We start from the raw sequence: 21043 nt of genomic DNA on the forward strand, positions 1-21043 counted from the left end.
CGGGTTTTTGCCGCAATTAAATTGCGTTAGAACGCTTGGTTGTAGCGAACGTAGAAGAAGCGATCGATCGGCAGGTCGGCATCGACGAAGGTTGCCGACGATGCGCCCAGGGCGGTGAAGCGCGGCGCCTTGTTGAACACGTTGTTCGCGCCGACACGGATATTGCCGTTCCATGGGAACTTGTAACCGACGCTCAGGTCGTGGTAGGTCAGCGACGGCAGGCGGTTTGCACCAGCCGAAGTTGCGCCTGCACGGAAGGTGGTCGGTGCGTTGCATTCCCAGCCGCGCGGGATGTTCAGGCACTGGTCCAGCACTGGCGAGAGGTAACGCAGGCCCCAGTTGGCGCTCCAGTTACCCAGCGACCAGTCGAGCGTGAAGTTCGACTTCCAGCGGTGGAAATCGTATTCGCCCGAGAAGTCGATCCACTGCGAGGTGGCCGAGCTCTTGGTCGAGTACTCGTCCAGGTAGGTGGTTTCGCTCTTGAAGCCGAACTGGCCGAACGAGTAGCGCGGCAGGCGGTAACGCAGTTCGAGGTCGACGCCTTCGGTCTTGATCTGGCCCAGGTTGGCGTTGCCGCGCGACAGGTCGATGATCGTGCCGGTGGCTGCATCACGGCGGATGCCCGAGCAGAACGATGGCAGGGCCTGGGTATAGCACTCGCCCAGGATGTAGTTCGCCGACACGCCGACGATGCGGTTGTCGATCTGGATGCTGTACCAGTCCAGCGCTGCCGAGAAGCCTGGCACGAACGATGGGCTGAACACCAGGCCCAGGGTGCGGGTGGTGGCGGTCTCAGGCTGCAGGAAGCCGTTGCCGGCGCCCGCATTGAACGGAACCGCGGTCTGGGTGCCGCCGCTCGAGGTGATGGCTGCGCCGGTCTGGCCGCGCTGGCGGAAGCCCGCCGCGGTGCCGCCGATGCCGCCGAAACCGCTGTTGCAGCGTGCCAGCACGGCCGGGGTGCGGGCTGCTTCGCCGTACACGGTGTCGCACGGGTCGAGGTAGGTGTCGAAGGCTTGCTGGCCGCCGCCGAAGGTGTCGCCCACGGTCGGTGCGCGGAAGCCTTCAGCCCAGGTGCCACGGGCCATCAGGTCCTTGATCGGGCGGTAGACGAAGCTGAACTTGCTGTTGTTGGTCGAACCGAAGTTGCTGTAGTCCGAGTAGCGGGTCGCCACGTTGAAGCTCAGCGATTCGACGAACGGCAGGCCCTTCAGGACCGGGATGTTCAGCTCGGCGTAAGCCTCGCGCACGGTGTAGCGGCCGGTGGTCGGGTTACCGGCCAGGTCGGTCGAGAAGCCCGAGCGTTCGAACTGGCCCGGCAGGTCCTTACCGGTGACGGTACGGTGTTCGATACCGGCTGCCACGCCGACCGCGCCCGCCGGCAGGGTGAACAGTTCGCCGCCGATGTCGGCGGTCGCGCTGTCGACCTTGCTGCCGAAGGTGTAGCCGCTGACCGACATGACATATTTCAGGGCTTGCGGGGTTGCTGCCGATGGGCCGCCCAGGATGTCGAACGGTACGCAATCGGCCATGGCGATCGGGGCTGCGGCGGTGCCGCACTGGACGATGCCGGAAGCGTTGCGGAACGACGGGCCGAGGGCCTTCTTCAGGTTCAGGAGGTTCAGGTTACCGGTACCCATGGTGCCGCCCGAGATCTTGCTGTGGTTGTAGCCTGCGCTCCAGTTCCACGGCAGGCCGCGCAGCTCGAAGTCGCCTTCCAGGGTCGCGTCGATGTGCAGGGTGCGGTTCTCGTTCTCGGTCACGCGCGGCACTTCGATGGTGCGGCGGTAGAAGAACAGGTCACGGCCCAGGCCGGCGCCGGCAACGGCATTGCCGTACGGGTTGAAGTAGTTGTCCTTGTCGATATAGACCGGGAACTTCGACTGCGAGGTCGACGACAGCGGGTAGCCTGCGGTGGTCGAGACACTCTTGCGCTGCGAGTACATCGCGGTGGTGACGAAACGCATGTCGTACGGCAGTTCGATCTCGCCCTTGGTGAACAGGGTGTCGAGCTTGGACGGCATCTGGAACACCATGTCGCGGGTGGTGTTCCAGTTGTCGGCCGGGATCGGGGTCAGGGCCGCGACGTCGTGGTAGTTGGCCGGGTTGCGCGAATCCGCGCCGACGCCGGCGGCGTTCTGGTCGCCGGTGTGGTTCAGGATCTTGTCGAAGCCGGTCGCGCCGCCGGTGGCGCTGACCTGGCGGATACGGCCCCATGGACCGCCACCGAGGTTCTCCAGCGGGAAGTTCGGGCCGCGTGCGAAGCGGGTGCTTTCGCGGTCGCGTGCGAACACGGCGCCCGATTCGGTGTGCGACAGGCCGAACATCAGGTTGGCCTTCTCGTTGCCCGCGCCGTAGCTCAGCGAGAAGTCCTTGTTCTTGCCGTCGGCAACTTTCTCGTTACGGCCGGCGTAGATGCTCAGCTGGCCGCCTTCCATCGATTTCTTCAGGATGATGTTGACCACGCCTGCGATCGCGTCGGAACCGTAGATCGACGAAGCGCCGTCCTTCAGGATGTCGATACGCTCGATCATCGACGACGGGATGGTCGACATGTCGGTGAAGCCGGCGGTGGACTGGGTCCAGCGCTTGCCGTTGACCAGCACCAGCAGGCGCTGGCTGCCCAGGTTGCGCAGGTTGACGTACTGGCCGCCGTTTTCACGGTTCGAGGTCAGGGCGCCACCCTTGCTGAAGGACGGCGAGCCGGCCGACGACAGGTTGTTGATGATGTCGCCGACGGTGACCAGACCGGTTTTCTGAATCTGTTCCTGGGTCATCACCTGGACCGGCTGGGCCGTTTCCAGGTCGACCTGGCGGATACGCGAACCGGTGACTTCCACGCGCTGCAGCGGAGCAGCTGCATCCTGCGCGACGGCGGCCATCGAATGAACGGCAAAGGCGACCGCCAGGGCGATCTTGGTACGTTGTTGCATGAGTTCTCCATCTCGCGCCACCCGGGGTGGGGCAGCGGGCTTGTTTTTAAAAGTGGCAACCTGTGCGACCAGCACACCGCGGGTAGCGATATTGCATAAGTACATACACATCCCTATCAGATCATTCAGGGTTGATATGTGTCAATATGCTCAGCAGTAATATCTGTCTGAAAAACAACAGTTATTGCAAGGAAATTTCTGACCGGAAGGTCAGAAGAGAAAGGCTGCACGGCAAGGGGGCTTTTCAGAGGGGAAACGGGCGGTGGCGGTGCGCCCGCACCAGGGTGGTGCGGGCTGGATCAGTGGCGCTCAGTCGCCGAAACAGGCCTGCCACAGGCGCAGCACGCTGTCCGGATGGCTGCCGAGCAGGGCGGGGTCGACCCGGGCTTTTTCCTGGCCCTGCAGGCGCACCTGGTGCTGGAGCTTGCGCATCGCGCGGTAGGCGTCGGCCACGGCGGCGGCCAATAGCGGGTCGATCAGGCCGAGCTCGCCGCACAGGCGTAGCAGGGCGATGTTGCCCGTGTTCGCGGTCAGCTGCGGATACGTGGCGGCATGGCGCAGCACCAGGTACTGGACGATGAACTCGATATCGATCATGCCGCCCGGGTCGCCCTTCAGGTCGAACAGGTCGCCGCGGCTGCTGCCGGCCTCGCGCATGCGCTTGCGCATCGCGCGTACCTCGTCCTTGAGCCTGGCTTCGTCGGCGCTCCGGTCCTTGCGCAGCACTTCCTCGCGGATGGCTTCGAAGCGCGCCCCGATGGCGGCGTCGCCGGCGCAGAAACGCGCGCGCGTCAGGGCCTGGTGCTCCCAGATCCAGGCGCTGCCGGCCTGGTAGCGCTCGAAGGCGGCGATCGAGGACACCAGCATGCCGCTGGCGCCGTCCGGGCGCAGGGCGGTGTCGATGTCGAACAGGATCCCGGCCGCGGTGTGCGCCGTGTTCCAGGTGATGAAGCGCTGCGCCAGTTTTGCGTAGTTGGACGGCGCCATCTCGTCCTCGTCGTCGAACAGGAAGATCACGTCGAGGTCGGACACATAGCCCAGCTCCTTGCCGCCCAGCTTGCCGTAGGCGATGACGGCGAAGCGCGGCTCCTCGCGGTGGCGGCCGGCGATGGCGCGCCAGGCGTGCTTGATGGTCGCGCCGACCATGGTGTCGGCCAGCGCCGACAGGTGATCGGCCAGGCGCTCGACCGACAGTTCGCCGGCCAGGTCCAGGGCCAGCAGTCGGAACAGCTGGGCGTGGTGGGTCTCGCGCAGGATGTCGAGCTGGCGCTCGGTGTCGCCGGCGGCCGCCAGCAGCTGGGCGTCGAGCTCGACGGCCAGCCGGGCCAGCTGGCCGGGATCGCCGGCGCCCTCGTTGCGGTCGTCGAGCAGCTCGTCGAGCAGGATCGGGTGGCCGGTGAGGAAGGTCGCGGCCCAGCCGCTGGCGTTGATCATCCGGATCACGCGCTCGAGCGTATGCGGGTATTCGGTCAGCAGCGACAGATAGGCCGAGCGGCGCGCGATGGCTTCGAAGAAGTCGAGCAGGCGCCCGAGCGTGGCGGCATGGCTGCCGATACCGGCCTCGCGCACCACGGTGGCGATCTGGCCGAGGGCCGCGTCGCCCAGGGCCAGCAGGCGGGCGCGGCTGGCGTCGGGCAGGGCGGCCAGGCGCGGGCCCTGCAAGGTGGCGACCAGGCGGGTGGCGGCGCCGACCGGGTCGTCGTAGCCGAGCTCGAGCAGGCGGGCGGCGATGGCGTCGCGGTTCTCGGGATCGTCGGCCAGCAGCGGGACGTCCGGATCGTTGTTCTCGGTTTTATCGGCAAAGATCGCATCGAACTGGGCGGCGACATAGCTGCGCTGCTCGTCGAGGCGCAGCAAGAGGGTAGCGACGCTTGGCAGGCCCATCATGCGGGCGATAATCTCGCGGTCGGCGTCCGCGGCGGGCAGGGTATGGGTCTGGGCGTCTTCCAGGTACTGCAGGCGGTGCTCCAGGTTGCGCAGGAAGGTATAGGCCTCGAGCAGGCGCTCGACGGCCTCGATCGGCAGCAGCTCGCGCTCGGCCAGCAGGCGCAGGGTCTTGCGGGTCGAGCGCTCGCGCAGCGCCGGGTCGCGCCCGCCGCGGATCAGCTGGAACACCTGAGCCAGGAATTCGATCTCGCGGATGCCGCCGCGCCCGAGCTTGACGTTATGGCTGCGCTCGGGATGCAGGCGCTCCTGGCGCTTGACCTCGGCGCGGATCTGGGCGTGCATGTTGCGGATCGCATCGATCACGCCGAAATCGAGGTAGCGGCGGAACACGAAAGGACGCACCACCGCGTCCAGCGCGGCAATGTCTTCAGGCTCGCCCGTGACTGCGCGCGCCTTGACCCAGGCGTAACGCTCCCATTCGCGGCCCTGCACAATGAGGTATTCCTCGACCATGTTGAGGCTGGCCGCGAGCGGGCCCGAATTCCCGTTGGGACGCAGCGCCATATCTACGCGGAAAGTAAAGCCGTCTTCGATGACTTCCGCCAGGGCGGCGATCAGCTTGCGCCCCAGGCGCACGAAGAATTCGTGGTTCGACAGCTGGCGCTGCCCCGGGCCGGCGGCGGTGTCGCCATCCTCGGGATAGACGAAGATCAGGTCGATGTCCGACGAAACGTTCAGCTCGCCGCCACCGCCCTTGCCCATGGACAGCACGATCAGGTGCTGGGGCCGGCCGGATTCTTCCCCCGTCGGCATGCCGTGGATGGCCATCAGCTCATCGGTCAGGGCGTGGACATGGGTGCGGATGGCGAAGTCGGCGAACGCCGTCATGGCCGTGACCACCTCGTCCAGGCTGGCCCGGCCGTCGAGGTCGCGCTGGATGATGGCGCACACTAATAGATTGCGCAGGCGGCGCATGGCCCGCGGCAGGGGCAGGCCGGCGCTTTGTTCGCGCGCCAAAGCCGCGCCAAAGTCGGCATCGGCCAGCGATAATCGGGCAAAGTCCGTGAGCAGGGCGGGGCGGGCCGGGTCGGCGTCGAGCCAGCGTTGCAGGAAACGCGAGCCATCCGGCGCTCCGGGGGCTGGTGCAGCAGGGGTCATGGTGTGCGATCCAATGGGCGTGTGGGCGTCCGGTTTTGCCGTCCGGCAGGCGTTCGTGCGGTAGAATTGCCCGCCGTGCTGCCCCGGTCAGCATGATGGTAAGGTAGACGCCGCAACCCTTGCAAGCGATCTGTTATCAAAGTTTTAATTTACGGCGGCCTTTGTTGAGTACCTTGATGGACAATCCGGAACCGCAGGCGGCACACGCACAGGGCGGGCACCTGCCGCTGGCCGTGCGCTGGCGGCGCCTGCGCGCGGCCTATCGCTATGCGAACCTGGCCTCGCACCACGTCCTCGGTTTCACCATCAAGCTGGTGCTGTTCATCTATTTCGCGCTCGCCGTGCTGTTCCTGGTGCTGCGCTACGCCATCCTCCCGAATATCGGCCTGTATAAAGGCGACATCGAAACGGCCGCCGGGCGTGCGCTCGGCAACCGGGTCACGATCTCGCAACTGTCGGCCTCGTGGCAGGGCATCCATCCGGCCCTGCGCCTGGGCGATGTGCGCCTGATCGACGCGCGCGGGCGCCAGGTGCTGGCGCTGCCCGAGGTGGCGGCCACGCTCTCGTGGTGGAGCCTTGCCGCTTTCGAGCCGCGCCTGCATGCGCTCGAGGTGCATCGGCCGCAGCTGGACGTGCGGCGCGGCCTGGACGGCGTGCTGACGGTGGCCGGCGTGCGGCTCGACCCGAATAAAAAAGACGATGGCCGCGGCGCCGACTGGCTGCTGCGCCAGCGCGAGATCGTGATCCGCGACGGCCGCATCGACTGGACCGACGAGCTGCGCGCGCGCCCGACCCTGGCCCTGACCGAAGTCACCCTGGCCCTGCTCAACCGCTTTGGCGGCGGCCACCAGTTCGCCCTGCGCGCCACCCCGCCGCGCGCGCTCGGCCGCCCGCTCGACCTGCGGGCGCGCTTCCGCCACCGTTTCGGCGCGCGCCCATCCGATTTCAAGCGCTGGAAGGGCGAGGTGTACGCCGATCTGCGCGACGCCGACCTGGCGGCCTGGAAGCACCACGTGGACCTGCCTTTCCAGCTGGCCAGCGGGCGCGGCTCGGTACGCGCCTGGCTCAATGTCGACCAGGCCCGGGTGGCCGGTTTCACCGCCGACCTGGCGCTGGCCGAGGTCAATGCCCGCCTGGGCCCAGACCTGGCGCCCTTGGCGCTGGCGCGGGTGCGCGGCCGCCTGGCCGCGCGCGAAGAAATGCTGCCGGGTAGAGAGGACGGCAAGCCGACCTTCGGCGCCCACGGCCACACGGTGAGCCTGACCGGTTTCTCGGTGACCACCCGCGACGGCCGCACGCTGCCGCCCGCCACGCTCGAGCAGAGCTGGCGTCCGGCCCGTCCCGGCCGCCCCGAGCACGGTGAGCTGAAAGCGCGCCAGCTCGACATCGGCGCGCTGTCGGCCCTGGCCGGCTATGTGCCCTTGCCGCCGCAGCAGCGCCAGATGCTGGCGGACTATGCGCCGCGCGGGCGCCTGCTCGACCTGTCGGCCGAATGGGAAGGGCGCTATCCAGCGCTGCGCGCGTTCCGGGTGCGCGGCGACGTGGCGGGCCTGGCCATCAATGCGCGCCCGGCGCGGGCCGGCCAGGGCGCACTGCCGGCACGCCCGGCCACGCCGGGCTTCCAGAACCTGAGCGGCCGCATCGACGCCACCGAGCGCAGCGGCAGCGTGACGGTCGATTCGCAGGCAGCGGTCCTGCTGCTGCCGGCCTGGTTCGCCGAACCGGCGATGCCGCTCGACCGGCTGGCGCTGAAGGCGCGCTGGACCTATGACGCGGGGCAGCAGTTGCTGGTCGAAGTGGAGAACCTGCAGTTTGCGCAGGGCGCCTTCAATGGCCAGCTGTCCGGGCGCCACGCGCTGCCGCTGCAGGCTGGCCGTGGTCCGGGCGTGGCCGATTTCACCGGCAGGATCGACGGTTTCGCCATCGGTGAAGTGGGGCGCTTCCTGCCGCTGGCCACGCCCGAAGGCCTGCGCGGCTGGCTGACCGGCGCGCTGCAAGGCGGCCGCTTGCGCGACGCGACGCTGCGCCTGCGCGGCGACCTGGCGGCTTTCCCCTTCCGCGCCAACAACGTGCTCGAGCGCGCGCGCGGCGAGTTCCGCGCCGCCGGCCGCCTCGAGGAGGCGCGCCTCGAATATGCGCCGGGCCACCGCCACCCGGACGGCACGCCTTTGTGGCCGCTGGCCGAACACATCAACGGCCGCATCGAGTTCGACCGCGCCCGCATGGAAATCCGCGGCGACAGCCTGCGCACGATGGGCGTGGCGCTGTCGAACGTGAAGGCGGTCATTCCCGACCTCGGCGCGCACGACCTCAAGGTGCTGGAGATCGACGGCGCTGCCTCCGGCCCGCTGCAGGAATTCCTGAATTACGTGGCGGCCAGCCCGGTGCCGGGCTGGATCGGCCACTTCACCGACGACTCCCATGCCGGCGGCAATGCGCGCCTGGGTCTGTCGCTGCGCATGCCGCTGGCACATCTGGGGGAGACCAAGGTCCTGGGCAGCCTGCAACTGCTGGGCAACGACATCAGCCTGTTCCCGGAACTGCCGCCGCTGCAGGCGGCGCTGGGCCGGATCGATTTCTGGGAGCACGGCGTCAACCTCAATGGCGTGGGCGCCAGCTTCCTGGGCGGGCCGCTGGCGCTGTCCGGCGGCACCCAGAAGGACGGCAGCATCGCGATCCGTCTGGGCGGCACCTTGTCGGCCGACGGCATGCGCCGCACCGCGCCGGCCCCGGCCCTGCAGCGCCTGGGCGCGCGCCTGTCCGGCAGCACGCCCTATACCGGCGCGGTGGTGGTGCGCGACGGGCGGCGCACCGTGACGCTCGAGTCGAACCTGGCGGGGCTGGGCATCGAACTGCCGGCGCCCCTGAACAAGCCGCAGGCCAATGCCTTGCCGCTGCGCTTTACGCTGGCCGGCGAGCCGACCGTCAACGGCGTCGCGCGCGACGAGATCCGGGTGGCGCTGGGCGACGACCTGGCGGCGCGCTACCTGCGCGAAAAGCAGGGGCGCGGCCCGTGGCTGGTGCAGCACGGCGGCATCGGCGTGAACGTGCCGGCGCCCGAGCCGGACAGCGGCACCATGATCCATGTGAACATGCGCGCCCTGAACGTGGATGGCTGGATCGCGGCCGGCAAGGCGATTGCCGGCACCGGCAACGAGGTGGCCGGCGCGGCGCCGTCCAGCGGCGGCGAGTTCGCGCAATACGTGGTGCCGGACGTGATCGCGGGCCGCGTGTCCGAGTTGACGGTGGGCGAGCGCCGCCTGGCCGACGTGGTGCTGGGCGCGACCCACATCAAGGACACCTGGCAGGCCAACCTGAATTCGCGCCAGGTCAGCGGCTACGTGACCTGGGCCGAATCGGGCAGCGGGCAGGGCCTGGGCAAGGTGACGGCGCGCCTGGCCTCGCTCGTGATTCCCGAATCCAGCGAAGAGGAAGTGAAGAATTTGCTCGAATCGTCTCAGGGCGCGAGCGCGACCATCCCTTCGCTCGACATCGTGGCCGAGAATTTCCAGCTGTTCGACAAGCGCTTGGGCCGCCTCGAACTGCAGGCGAGCAACGTGCAAGCCCTCGCCGGGCGCGAATGGCGCATAGACAGGCTCACCCTCCAGAGCCCGGACGGCCAGCTCAAGGCCAACGGGCGCTGGCTGACCAAGGACGGCAAGAGCAATACCAGCCTGAATTTCATGCTCGACATCCTCGATGCCGGCAAGCTGCTCGACCGCCTGGGCTTCCCCGAGACCCTGCGCCGCGGCAAGGGCACGCTGTCCGGCGATATCTCGTGGAGCGGGCTGCCGTATGCGATGGACATCCCGAGCCTGTCGGGCCAGGTCGAGCTGAACGTCGAATCGGGCCAGTTCCTGAAGCAGGACCCGGGCGCGGCCAAGCTGCTGGGCGTGCTGAGCCTGCAAGCGCTGCCGCGCCTGCTCAAGCTCGACTTCCACGACGTGTTCTCGCAAGGCCTGGCCTTCGACGGCATCAGCGCCAACGCCATGATCCAGCGCGGCGTGCTGCGCACCGACAACCTCAAGATGCACGGGGTGGCGGCGACCATCCTGATGGACGGCACGGCCGACATCGCCAACGAAACCACCAATTTGCGCGTGGTCGTGATCCCGGAATTCAACCTCGGCACCGGGCCGCTGGTCTATGGCCTGGCGGTGAACCCGGTGATCGGCCTGGGCAGCTTCCTGGCCCAGCTTTTCCTGCGCGCGCCGATGATGAAGGCGCTGACCTACCAGATGCAGATTTCGGGACCGTGGAAATCCCCGGTCATCACCAAGCTCGACAATCCGCCGCCGGTGCAGGCTGCCGTGCGCGCGAACGCGAAAAAGGACTGACATGACCCGTGTGAACGCAAGCAAGGTTGCCGCTGTACAGATGGTGTCCACTCCAGACGTGAGCGAGAACCTGGCCACTGCGCGCCGCTTGGTGGCGCAGGCGGCCGGCGAGGGCGCGGGCTTTGTCGTGCTGCCGGAATACTGGCCGATCATGGGCATGACCGACCGCGACAAGGTGGCGCACGCCGAGCAGCAGGGCTCCGGCCCGATCCAGGACTGCATGGCGGCCCTGGCGCGCGAGCACGGCATCTGGCTGGTGGGCGGCACGCTGCCGCTGGTGTCGATGGATGCCGGCAAGGTGCTCAACACCACGCTGGTCTACGACCCGCAGGGGCAGGCGGTCAGCCGCTACGACAAGATCCACCTGTTCGGCTTCAACAAGGGCAGCGAATCCTATGACGAGGCGCGCACCATCGTGCCGGGGGAAAGCATCGGGGCCTTCGATGCGCCGTTCGGCCGGGTCGGCCTGTCGGTCTGCTACGACCTGCGCTTCCCCGAGCTCTACCGCGCGATGGGCGAATGCGCCCTGATCGTGGTGCCCGCCGCCTTCACCCACACCACCGGCCTGGCGCACTGGGAAGTGCTGCTGCGCGCCCGCGCGATCGAGAACCAGTGCTACGTGCTGGCCTCGGCCCAGGGTGGCCTGCACGCCAACGGCCGCCGCACCTTCGGCCACAGCATGCTGGTCGACCCCTGGGGCGAAGTCAAGGCCGTGCTGCGCGAAGGCGAGGGCGTGGTCACTGGCGAGCTCGACGCCGCCTTCCTGGCCGGCGTGCGCGAGAGCTTGCCGGCGCTGAAGCATCGCAAGCTGTAATCGGGCTGGCAGGACTGCTTCAGAAAAATAACAAGGTCAACCCCGAGTTGTTTGCCAAGAGCTTGGCCGAATCGTCACGCCTATCGTAGACACTCCCGAGCCATGATTCTGGTATATGGCCTTATCCGACCATGGTGCGCCGACGCTCTCACTACCTGGCGTGGTTTATTAAACGCTACAGATAATACCCGGCCCGCATATAAACTCCATAAATTAACGGGAACTTATTACTTTGATATTTATTTGCTAGACAGGTCTTACCTTCGTATATAGGATGAAATAGTTTCACCAAAGATATTTTCATCCTGTCGGCACGAGAGGCACCCGCCTTGCGGCGTGAAGGAGCTTTCCAATTCAGTTACGTGACAAGAGCTGATTACGGTGACTCCACCATGCGCGCTGTTGTCGGCCGCTATATTTTTCGGAAGGGCCGTCATGGTCAATCAAAGCAAGCTCGGCGACGCTGACACCCAGCTCGGGTGGCAGCGTATTTTGTCCCCAGGTCATACGTGGGTTGCACGGCTCAACAGTCGCGATCTGACTGTTTTCGTGTCCCCGATCGCGTCGCTGGTCTCACTAGGCGTTGCGGCGCTGGTCATCGTACTGGCCTATTTGGGATATGGAAAAATCTCGCCTCTATATCAAGGGCTGATCTCGCCGTCCGCCGACATCATCGAACAGTCCACGAATCCAGCGCCGGAAACGCTCGATTTCGAGCCCTTGTTGCGCGGGGCGGTGTCTGATGGGGTCGCCCCACTCGCAAGTGCCGATGACTTCTCGAATGATTTGCTGAACGCCGTCGTTTTGCCGATCGCGAATAAAAACCTGAAAGACGTTGCCGCAATTGCCTTGCCGGCACCGGGCAAACCGTGGCCGGTCGATGCCGTTGTGTACAAGCACGTTGCCAACGATACGGTGTTCATCGGCGCCCGGCTGCAGTCGGGTTCATATGGTCCGCAGGCAGGCGCCGTCTGGGTCGGCATGGCGCATAAAGCGGATGACAAATGGACGATCTATAACCTGGCGCCACGGCGTTCGGGGTATGGCGTGCAACTGGTTCGCCTTCCGAAATTGCAGAATATCGGCGACGACATGATTCCCCGCGCTGCCAGCGCAATTTTGAAATAAGGAAGTGCCATGCGAAAAACAATCATTGCTTTGCTGGCGCTGGCTGGACTCTACATCGTCACCCGCTTCCTCGACATTGACCTCAGTGCCTATGTATTTCCGGCACTCGTCATCGCCATCCTGGGATTTGCTGTCGCGCAGCTGAAGCGGAACTTCTTTCCTGATTTCAAGATCCGATCGCCATTCACGCATGCGTTCGAACTGCATGCGAAAAAGCTGCTCGGCATCGGGATAGCGGATGACTTCGGCGTCGGCATGGCCGACCGCGTCGATCGCCATTTTTCGACGCACCACGATGCGCTCAAGCGCGGTGACCTGCAGGCGCACGCCGAGCGCATTTATCCTCGTGCGCTGCACCCGGAGCTCTATGCCGAAGACATCCCGGAAGACATCCGGCGCTCGGTGATTGTCGACGGCCGTGTCTGCACCGGCGAATTGTTGAACCACCTGGCGCCGCGCCGCCTGTCGCGCGACGTGGTCACGCGGCTGTTTCGCCTGAATCTGCGCCGTAACGCCGCGCATTTCAATAAAGCCTTGATCCTGGTTATCGGCATCGCGCTCACTTCCTCATGGGTCGCCCTGCGCCACGAAAACGCTCTGGTGGATCAACGCTTTGCTCAATTATCCAGCGCAGCGGCCGCCGATGCGCCGCTCAGCCTGATCACCGCGCAGCAAGATGTCTGGTCCGCAGCCGAAGCGGAAGCCGTATCGGAAGGCATTCGATCCGACATCGCGTCGCAAGTGACGCGACGGAAATGGCTCGCGAAAGTCGTCATGGTCCTCGGTAATGTCGCGCACGCGGCCTTCCTCTCCGTTGTCCTGGCCGGCATGGCTTATCTTGCCTTCATGTATAAAGCCCTGGCGCCGCGTTCGATCAGGGGCGCCATCGCGACCATCATCAATATGGACGACGCGCTTCTGCGGGAGACCAAGGAGGCGATCATTCGCTGGAAGAAGCGACTCGAAAAACGTCGCAACGAATCGAATGCCTATCGCAATCAGATCCGCATCGCCAAGGCCGACAAGTCGCCGCTCATCGATCTCGGTCAAGGCACCGGGACGCTGCTGTTCCGCGGGGCGCTGACCGGCTATCTGCCGAACCAGCCAGTCCGGCTGAGCATGAACGATTTGAATACGCACATGGCGATCACCGGCACCACCGGATCAGGCAAGTCCGCGTCGATCCTCGTGCCCCTCATGCATCAGGTCATTTCGGCGCCGCGCATTGTGCTCGATGAGCGCGCGCCAGGGCAAAAACAGAAGATCGCCATGCTGGTCATGGACGGTAAAGGCGTGTTGCACAACGATGCCAAGGAAGTGGCCGAGAAGTGTGGCGCTGAAATCCGCATCATCGGCTGCAAGGACGATCAGTTCGGCATCGACCTCTTCGATGGACTGGATCCGCAAATCGTCTCGTCGGCACTCAATGACGTGATGAGCCAGCTGTCCGGCGGAAGCAGCGATCCGTACTGGCGCCAGATGGCCTCGATGATTCTGTCGAATGCGGCCGTCCTTGCGCGCGCCTATGAGTTGACGCCCCTGGGCCGGCAACAAATGCAAGCCAGCGCAGAACGCTGGTATTCGCCGGTCGGCATCTACAAGATTGCGGTTTCCGCGCGCAAATCCAGCGGTTTGTGCATGAAAATTGTCGAGGAGCTACAGCGTGTGTGGGACATCGCAGGCCCTGAACACGATGCAGTCGCCCCCTACCTCAATACTGAGCTCGATAGTGCCATTGCATTCCTGACGGTCGACTGCGTCCAGTTTCCAGAACAAACCTGGGGTTCCTTCGTTGCCCAGTTCACGCAGGTGTTATCCGGGTTCGCGTCGAACCCGAAGCTGCGTGCACGTTTCGGCGCCGGTCGCGTGGAAGGGCTCGACCCCGCGCGCAATGCGACTGCGCCATTGCCCATCGAAAAAATCTGGGACGACAAGGTCATCACTGCTGTCGATCTGTCGCCGATGGAATACGGCCTGGCAGCGCGCGTTGCCATGATGCTCTTCAAGGCGCGCGTGTTTGCGCACAGCCATGCTCGCTATTTGAAAGACCCGAAGATCGGGACTGAATCGAAGCTGGTCGTGATCATGGACGAAGCCCATCTTCTCATCTCGTCCGGATCACCCTTGTCGGAAGATAGTTACGCTTCGATCTGCCGCGCCTTCGGCGTCTCGCTCGTTCTGTCATTCCAGACGCTGTCGACCTTGTACTCGGCATTCGGCGAAGCCGGCGGCGGCCAGCGCACCAAGACCCTGCTTGACAACTTGCGCACCAAGATTTTCCTGAGCTCCGAAGGTCTGGAGACCGCGTCGTTCATCCGGGAACTCGCCGGCAAGACGATGCGCTCGACTGTAACCGAGCTCGACCATTACGAGTCGTATGCGGCGCGCCGTTTCGAATCCAACGATTTTTCGATGGACGACACGATCATGCCATTCAGTTTGCCAGACGATGGATTGATGCATGCCCTGGCACGCAAAATGCCCGCCTCCATTCATGCAGCCATTCGTCCGGTCTATGAGATCGAGTACGACCTCTACGCTGCTAATGTCACCGGTGGCGGTCCACAGGGTAGCCCGGTCGACTGGACCGAAAAATTGAAGGGAATCCGGTGGCGCGCTGAAGACAAGCGCAACAACCATTTCAATCAGGGCAATACTGAAGAAGACCTGGTCCACAGCGATGAAGCCTTGACCTTTGGACGCGGCCTCATGCTGGCATTTGTCCAACGCGCAGGGCATATGCGCATGGACGTCGTGAACACCCAGTCGGTGTTCGAACGCTTTCATCAACCCCACGCGAAAGAGCAGCGGGCCGGCCAGGCCGTGAAACAGAACGACGCGCTGCAAGAGCTGCTTGCTTCCGAGGCCAGGCTGTCCGAGCTGATTCAATCGTCGTCCGCAAGCTCTGCATCACTTAACGCACCAGCCTGAATCACTACCTGCTACATCTAAACGAACATGTCGAAACTTACTAAAGCGATCGTGGTGTGCGCCCTCGCAGTCAGCGCCAATGCGGCAGCGAACCCGTTTGCGAAAAAACCTGCAAAGCCGGCAGGCGACACTGCGCCAAACAGCGCCGCCAGCACCAGCAAATCTCCGCCTCCTGCGGCTCCGGCGCCGGGCAAGCCATCAGGAATGCCTACGGCGCCATCCCAGCCAGGCAACGCAGGCAAAGCGTCTTCGTCAACGCCGTCTGTAGCCGCCGTCAAGCCTGCGACCTCGTCTCCACCGACGGCAAGCGCCAGGACACTTGCATCCCCAACCCCTGCGGGACACCAGGACGGCAAAGCCGTGGCTGCCTCCACGGCGGAGACGCCTGGCGCGCGCGCCAGGAAGCGCGCCGCCGACGGCCGGGCAAGCAACGAGGAACCCGTCCCGACCAGCGCTGAGCGTCAGCAGGCTGAAGCGGCATTGAACATGCTGCTACGCCGGCAGTGACAAGCCAAACGGCTCGGATGATTAATTGATGAGGTTGGTACGATGAAAAAAGTGATGGTAGCGGCAGGCATGTGCGCGTTCTTGTCCGGATGCGCCGCACCGACGACGCATGCTGAAAAAAACGCGGCGCTGGGCGCAGGAGTGGGCGCGGCGGGTATGTTCGCGCTATGCAAGCTCGCTGGCGGGAACGATGGAAAGTGTCTAGCCGCGTCTGCCGGCGCAGCTGTTGCCGGCGCCCTGGTTGGCTGGAAGAACGGCAAGCAGCAAGACCTGGCCGATGCGCGCGCGTTCGCTCGGCATGCCCAGCAACAGGGTTTGCCTGTGACGGTCCAGCCAGGCGTGGTCGAGAAGAGCGATGAACATGGCGGCGCACGCGAACGCACCGAAGCCACCAGGCTGGTCAGCCTGCGACCATTGCTCAACGATAAAATTATTGCAGGCGATCCGACCTGGGCTGCCGGGATTCGCGAGATGGCGCGGCGCGCAGCGATGGCGAACAATAACGAGCCTTACCAGATCGTCGCCAATGTGACTCCGGCAAGCAAGAAAAATGTCGAGAAATGGGTCAACGAAGGCATTGTTGAAGCACGCACCACCAAAAAGGTCGATGTCCAGTTCTTCACCGCGAAAAACGTGCGCGAGAGCCTGATCTTCTACCAACCGCTGGAACAAAAGCAGTTCGTTTCGCAACCTGAGCAAGCAACCCAGGGCCGCCGCGGCTGAATCCCACCAGCGCGGGGCGAGCACCGTATCGATAGCAGGAGAACGTGACATGGAATTTTTGGAACTCGACGAGGACGACGCCGACGAACTGCGCGCGGACGAGATCGTATCGGCCTGGTTTGCCGACTTCGATCGTGATGTGGTGATCGCCGGAGTACCGGTGGAAGTCGTGGCCAGACGATTCGCCTTCAAGCCGGCGCTGCTCGATGATCCGGGCGTGCCGGAACAGATTCGGGAAAACGCCGGCTTGCCCCTGATGGATGGATCGACGCTGCGGCAGCTCGAGGCCTCGCCGGAACACGAGGTCCTGTTTGCCTACCAACGCACCATCGCCCTCACGGTGTGGACGGCGCGCTTCATGGCCCTTGCGGCGCACGGATCGGTGTCCGAAACCGATCTTGAGAAGATCCTGGCGTATTCAGCCGAGCATAACCAGATCGACGCGATCGTCGCCTACCTCAAAGACAAAGCCGAAAAGGAAGAGTGACGTGCTCGACGCCCTTCGCGCCAAGGTCGCCGCACAGGCGCACGCCGTCAAAGCCATCCGTCTTTCCGATGTAAGGCAGTGGGTCAATGAGAACGTCGCCATCAAAGTCGATCTCAAGGATGTCTTAACTTCCGAAAAGGCCGGCAAAGTATTGGGTGAGCTCGTCACTCGCGCCGCCCCCGTCGTCATTGACGAAGTGCGCAGGCTTCCGTACGCCGGCTTGGCCCTGGACGGCGTCTCGGCCGTCGGCAGCATGGTTGGCGTCGATTGGACGGTGTTGGGCGGGCAAACCAAACTGGAAGAGAAGCGCCTCAACGACAGCGTTGCGCACGCCAGGCAGGAACAAACGCTCCACAAGGACTATCTCGCGCTGCGCACCGGTCTGCTTGCCGACTCGGTCCACCATGATCCAGACAAACGCAGCTCGGCACTCGAGGCAAAGCCTTTTTTCGCGCAAGCGGAAGCATCGCGCCATGCGTTTGGTGAATTCAAGCGCCAACACTTAAGCCCGGGCAAACAAACGCACGAACTCAGTCAGGACCAGCAGCGCCGCTATGGCCAATTGCGTGATACCTATGTCAGCCATACGAAAGCGGCCATCGAGGTGGGCAAGCATCATCAGGCCTCGAATTATCACGTCGACAAACACGCGCTTGCCGCTGAGGCAATGCGCCAGGCCGAAGCCGCGAAAGCTGCGCGATCCGAGCCTTTCTGGAAACGCATCGAAGGGAAAATAGAATACGGAAAAGTTGCCGGGTGGGCGGCCGAGAAAGGGCTCGACCTACTCGGCGAGCATTTTCCTCAGGTTCAAGAGGCGGCCGGCTACGTCAAACGCGGGGCCGAGATCCTGGGTCTCGACGTCACGCGCGACTCGGAAAATGCCACCAGACTGGCCCGCGAGGTCTCTGCAGTGCAGACCGACCGCAACGCGCAATTCCAGGCTGACGGAAAATTCGCCGCGTACGCGAAGCGTCCGGAGGAAGCGAAGCGGCAAATCGTCAAGGATTTCGCTGAGCAGCGCGCCAAGCTCGAAGCCGATGCGTCGTCGACCGATCCAGCCAGGCGCGAATCGGCCAGCGCGCTGCTGTCGCGCTTCGACGAGGCGAAGCTTAAAAGCGAGCAGATGCGCGGCGTCAAGGAAGCGCTGGCGGCCGATGGCCGCGCCGTCAAGGACCTCTCGGCCGACGAAAAGGCCATGTATCGCCACGCCTACGTCGCGCAAGCCGATGCGCTGTACGATTGCGTGATCCAGGCCAAAGAACACGAAAAAGGAAACTTCTTCACCGCGCCAGCTCACGCCGACCAACAGAGCGCGGGCCTGAGTTTCAAGGAAAAAATAGCGGCGTTTGGCCAATCGCTCAAGCTCGAGGTCGACGCCGGCAAGGTGCTGGCAAGCGCGGGTGAGGCGGCAGGCAACTATCTGGCGCAAAACGTGCCGGGGCTGAAGCTCGCTGCGGATGGGCTCAAGACCATGACCGGCATGGTCGACGCCCCCATCACAATACTCAGCAGCGCGCGCGAGCGCGACCTCGATCGTCAACAAGCGCGCTTCGACAGCCTGCAAAGCGGCAAGTCCGATTCGGTGGCCCGGATCGATGGCAAGTACCATGCGCTCAAGGCCTTGAACCACGATGACGCCGATCGACAGCGGATCAATCGCGAATTTCCTGCGCTGAGGGAGAAGCTCGACGCCGTCACCCTTGCGAACGCCCAGTCGAGTGATCCGGCTCACGCTGCTCCAGCCAAGGAAGTGCGCGCAGCCTTCGACGCGGCCGATGCGGCGCGGCGCGAATACAAGCAACAACGCGCAGACTTCAAGGCCGGGATCAATCCACATGAGCTCACCAAAGAAGAACAAAAAAAGGTCTTGAAGGAAAAGTACGTCACACTCTATGAGGCGGCGTCGGCAGCGGTAGAGACGGCGAAGCAGTATGCGCATGCGCACGAGAACGCATCGGTCACGCCACCGCCGGGTCCTCCACCGCCGGCTCCTTCGTCCGCGCCTGCTGCGTCTACAGCAGAGCAGGGGCAATCGGCGCCAGCCGATACCGGACCGATCTCATCCCCGCTGCAGCCGGTCAGTGCACAGCCTCCCGCATCCGACCCGGGGCAGCCCGGCGATGCGCATGACGCTGCGCACGCCCCCGCGTCCGGTGCAATCCAGTCGCCCAATGCACAAGCGGACGAGCTGACAGCGCGTGAGGCCGTCTCCGTGGATGCGCAGTCCACGGGCCAGGGCGATGACCTGGGCAAGCCGGTGGAAAAACCAGAGAATTCGTCGCAGGCTCCACGCGAGCAGACGGCGCAAGCCGAACAGCAGGGAGCTACGAAGTCCCAGGTGGACGCGGGCGCCGAACCTCCGCATTCGGGCGCCATGACCGTGTCCACGGACGACCAGTCGGCGCACGCGGCCGACCATGGGCCGAAAACGAACGAGGCAGTGGAGCAGGCGGCGAGGAACGACGGCGTCAACGCAAACCGGACGACAGCGGACGAGCCTGTGAACGAACAAGCACAAGCTTCTGGTGCAAAATCTGAACAAGCAGCGTATCAAGACGCGGGTGCGAACGCTGCTGGTTCCAATATGGATGCGAGTGAGGACCGGCGCGCAACCGAGACCAGTATTCGTCCTCACCAGGCCGCGCTGGCGACCGATGCCGAAAGCAAGGCGGCCGAAGTCAGCGGCAATGGCGTCGAGGCGTCAGCCGCACAGCGTGTGGAGGCGGACCAGACGACCGGCACTGTCGCAACCGAGCGCGATGAACCAAGGTCGCCGGCCGCTACGCGCGAGGCCTGCAGCGACCTGCCGGCGCGCACCGACGACGCAAGCCAAGCCAGGGCAAGCGCAGGGCCGAGCGAAAGCGCACAAGTCGAAGAGACCAAAACGGCGCAGCGGCCGGAGGCGCAATCCAGCGACAGTCACGCTCCGGCAGTGGCAGCGCAGGTCGAGGCGGCCAAAAACGAACAGCCTGCGCAGGCGAACGAAACGTCGGAACCCCCTGTGGCCTTGAGCGAGCGGCAACTCGAACAACTCGAGCGCAAGCGCGCAATGGAAGAGGCGGAGCGTCGCAGCCAGACACAAGCGCCTGCGCACCAGGCACAGTCAGGTGAAACAAAGACGGACGACATGGAAGGACTCAGTGAGCGTCAACGTGAGCAGCTCGAGCGTAAGCGCGCAATGGAAGAGGCTGAACGTCGCGCCCAGGCGGCCGCGCAATCTCAGCATGCATAAGTCCAGCGCCGGGCGTTCGGCGGCCCGGCCTCGACGATTGCGCTGGGGGCGAGGTGTGGATCGAAGGCGTGCCTGGCCTGGCAAAAAACAAGATGAATTGAGATCGCATGAAACGAATTGAAGTCGACGAAAAAGTATTTCAGCAGTTTGATGACTATCGCGGCAAGGACGAAGACAGTCGAGCGCTCGGCCGCTTGATTCGCTTGTCCGATCAGACGCGGAAAGAACAGCGGGAGCGCATTGCTGTCGTCATGTTGGAAGATCACTGGTTCAGCTTTGACGAAAACCCGGGGCAGGCTTCGAATGCACCGTTCCTGGAAGGTGTATGTCGTCTCGTCGGTAATTTGAAGAGTTACCGCCTGAACTTTTATGACGCAAGTAGTTTCGGACATGCCCTGGATGCGGCTGCAACTGTTCCTGAGCAGCGCATTATCCTTTACGTTGGCGCGCATGGTTCAAAAGGCAAGGTTGGCGGTGCACGTACAACCAATTTGATGAAGAAAATCGCCGAGTTTTCCCGTAAGCGTAAAGTCGAAGGCATTATATTAAGCGCATGTTCGGCCAGTGGGCACGACCCTGCGGTAGTTGAAGCACTCAAGGGCGGTTCGCACTGGATTTTTGGATATACCTCGGATGTCGATTTTCTTGGCAGCGTTCAAGTCGAAGCGGCCATTCTCGAACAGATCAGCTTTACCGATTCAAGTATTGCTGAAAACGAAGAAAAGCTGATCAAAGTGTTTGCCAAAGCACTTAATTGCTTCAATCCGAAATGGAAGCTGGGCACAGCCCCGTTTCCAACGCTTGAGACGGCGATTCGCCTCGTCACCCGTGGCAAACATATGCAAACGCCGGTTGATCACTCGGCTGACGTGGTGAAACTAGCCTGGTAGGCGGGAAGGCGCCTGCAGG

10 protein-coding genes are annotated in these 21043 nt (G+C 64.1%); 8 read left to right on the plus strand and 2 right to left on the minus strand.

What is annotated here, in order from left to right:
* Positions 1-26: 26 nt before the first annotated feature.
* A complete protein-coding gene (locus AC56LR_RS04990; protein ID WP_497128128.1) occupies positions 27-2930 on the minus strand; it encodes a TonB-dependent receptor domain-containing protein in 2904 nt (967 codons plus the stop codon).
* Between the two features lie 309 nt (positions 2931-3239).
* The gene (gene glnE, locus AC56LR_RS04995) at positions 3240-5975 is read right to left on the minus strand and encodes a bifunctional [glutamate--ammonia ligase]-adenylyl-L-tyrosine phosphorylase/[glutamate--ammonia-ligase] adenylyltransferase (protein WP_497128130.1); all 2736 of its coding nucleotides are present in this window, start codon (positions 5973-5975) and stop codon (positions 3240-3242) included.
* A 176-nt stretch (positions 5976-6151) separates the two neighbouring features.
* Between glnE and AC56LR_RS05000 the strand changes: the two genes are divergently transcribed.
* The 8 genes from AC56LR_RS05000 to AC56LR_RS05035 all read left to right on the plus strand — a co-directional run bounded on the left by AC56LR_RS05000 (position 6152) and on the right by AC56LR_RS05035 (position 21024).
* Positions 6152-10312 carry a YhdP family protein gene (locus AC56LR_RS05000; protein WP_497128132.1) on the plus strand — a complete coding sequence of 1387 codons (4161 nt, stop codon included), beginning with the start codon at positions 6152-6154 and terminating at the stop codon, positions 10310-10312.
* A gap of 1 nt (position 10313) precedes the next feature.
* Complete coding sequence (locus AC56LR_RS05005; RefSeq protein ID WP_497128134.1) at positions 10314-11126, plus strand: carbon-nitrogen hydrolase family protein; 813 nt, start codon at positions 10314-10316, stop codon at positions 11124-11126.
* Between the two features lie 435 nt (positions 11127-11561).
* A complete protein-coding gene (locus AC56LR_RS05010) occupies positions 11562-12254 on the plus strand; it encodes a hypothetical protein (RefSeq protein ID WP_497128136.1) in 693 nt (230 codons plus the stop codon).
* A 9-nt stretch (positions 12255-12263) separates the two neighbouring features.
* A complete protein-coding gene (locus tag AC56LR_RS05015) occupies positions 12264-15185 on the plus strand; it encodes a type IV secretory system conjugative DNA transfer family protein (protein WP_497128138.1) in 2922 nt (973 codons plus the stop codon).
* A 549-nt stretch (positions 15186-15734) separates the two neighbouring features.
* Positions 15735-16415 carry a hypothetical protein gene (locus AC56LR_RS05020; RefSeq protein ID WP_497128140.1) on the plus strand — a complete coding sequence of 227 codons (681 nt, stop codon included), beginning with the start codon at positions 15735-15737 and terminating at the stop codon, positions 16413-16415.
* Positions 16416-16464: 49 nt separating this feature from the next.
* Entirely contained in the window at positions 16465-16902 is a 438-nt protein-coding gene (locus tag AC56LR_RS05025; RefSeq protein WP_497128142.1) for a hypothetical protein, read from the plus strand.
* A gap of 1 nt (position 16903) precedes the next feature.
* Positions 16904-20134, plus strand: a complete 3231-nt coding sequence (locus AC56LR_RS05030) for a hypothetical protein (protein WP_497128144.1) — start codon at positions 16904-16906, stop codon at positions 20132-20134.
* A 107-nt stretch (positions 20135-20241) separates the two neighbouring features.
* Positions 20242-21024, plus strand: coding sequence for a hypothetical protein (locus AC56LR_RS05035; RefSeq protein ID WP_497128146.1), 783 nt, complete (start codon positions 20242-20244; stop codon positions 21022-21024).
* The last annotated feature ends 19 nt before the right edge of the window (positions 21025-21043 follow it).

Source organism: Telluria sp. ZT3P39 (genome assembly GCF_059685935.1).